Annotated in this window: 9 tRNA genes and 1 rRNA gene; all 10 read right to left on the bottom strand. The window is 51.4% G+C overall.

The features are described 5' to 3' along the window. Window positions 1–111: ribosomal RNA gene (locus ACFSMW_RS11240) — 16S ribosomal RNA — on the bottom strand; the annotation flags it as partial. A 132-nt stretch (window positions 112–243) separates the two neighbouring features. Beyond that, window positions 244–319: transfer RNA gene (locus ACFSMW_RS11235), tRNA-Ala, on the bottom strand. Between the two features lie 16 nt (window positions 320–335). After that, window positions 336–412, bottom strand: a tRNA-Pro gene (locus ACFSMW_RS11230). 7 nt (window positions 413–419) lie between these two features. Then, window positions 420–496, bottom strand: a tRNA-Arg gene (locus tag ACFSMW_RS11225). A gap of 14 nt (window positions 497–510) precedes the next feature. Next, a tRNA-Leu gene (locus ACFSMW_RS11220) sits at window positions 511–596 on the bottom strand. Window positions 597–606: 10 nt separating this feature from the next. After that, window positions 607–678 (bottom strand) — tRNA-Gly (locus ACFSMW_RS11215). An 11-nt stretch (window positions 679–689) separates the two neighbouring features. Further along, window positions 690–774: transfer RNA gene (locus ACFSMW_RS11210), tRNA-Leu, on the bottom strand. 6 nt (window positions 775–780) lie between these two features. Further along, a tRNA-Lys gene (locus tag ACFSMW_RS11205) sits at window positions 781–853 on the bottom strand. 9 nt (window positions 854–862) lie between these two features. After that, window positions 863–938, bottom strand: a tRNA-Thr gene (locus ACFSMW_RS11200). A gap of 68 nt (window positions 939–1,006) precedes the next feature. Then, window positions 1,007–1,082: transfer RNA gene (locus ACFSMW_RS11195), tRNA-Val, on the bottom strand. Between the last annotated feature and the right edge of the window lie 94 nt (window positions 1,083–1,176).

Genomic DNA, 1,176 nt, shown 5'->3' with positions numbered 1-1,176 from the left:
GTTCCACAGGAATCACCTCAGATGAGGATCATCCTGCTTCCCGCGCTCGACTTGCATGTATTAGGCACGCCGCCAGCGTTCGTCCTGAGCCAAGATCAAACTCTCCAAAAAAGTGTTGTTTCTTAGCTGCTTGCTTTATTGAAAAAACAGGGTTGTTTTTTCGTTTTCAATCCGATGGCTTGCATCGAATTTGCTTGACATACTGGTCGTTTTGTTCAGTTTTCAAAGAACGAAAATATTTTATGGTGGAGCCTAGCGGGATCGAACCGCTGACCTCCTGCGTGCAAAGCAGGCGCTCTCCCAGCTGAGCTAAGGCCCCAAAATGTAAATTTAAATGGTCGGGAAGACAGGATTCGAACCTGCGACCCCATGGTCCCAAACCATGTGCTCTACCAAGCTGAGCTACTTCCCGCAAATAGTGGCGCGCCCGAGAGGAGTCGAACCCCTAACCTTTTGATCCGTAGTCAAACGCTCTATCCAATTGAGCTACGGGCGCAGTGCACCGCTTAGTGCCGAGGGCCGGACTCGAACCGGCACGGTGGTAACCCACCGCAGGATTTTAAGTCCTGTGCGTCTGCCAATTCCGCCACCCCGGCATGACAGTAAAGCGGAAGACGGGATTCGAACCCGCGACCCCCACCTTGGCAAGGTGGTGTTCTACCACTGAACTACTTCCGCAATTTGATGAATGGTGCGGGTGAAGGGACTTGAACCCCCACATCCGAAGATACTAGATCCTAAGTCTAGCGCGTCTGCCAATTCCGCCACACCCGCAAGTGATGAGCCATACAGGATTCGAACCTGTGACCCTCTGATTAAAAGTCAGATGCTCTACCAACTGAGCTAATGGCTCAAAATGAAATGGTGCCGGCCAGAGGACTTGAACCCCCAACCTACTGATTACAAGTCAGTTGCTCTACCAATTGAGCTAGGCCGGCTTGATATCATAAAACTCGTTTTACACCAGCAAAAAGAATGGTGCGGACGGATTGTCCAAAAAGAATAATGGTGGAGGATGCAGGGCTCGAACCTGCGACCCCCTGCTTGTAAGGCAGGTGCTCTCCCAGCTGAGCTAATCCTCCGACATACAAGTTATCATTTGGAAAAAAGTCGCCTGGCGGCGTCCTACTCTTGCAGGGGCAAAGCCCCAACTACCATCGGCGCTGAAGAGCTTAA

It is taken from the genome of Tigheibacillus halophilus (genome assembly GCF_042683165.1).
In the GTDB taxonomy this organism is placed as follows: domain Bacteria; phylum Bacillota; class Bacilli; order Bacillales; family Amphibacillaceae; genus Tigheibacillus; species Tigheibacillus halophilus.
Note: the sequence above shows the minus strand (reverse complement) of the source record. Positions and strands in the feature narration are given on the sequence as shown.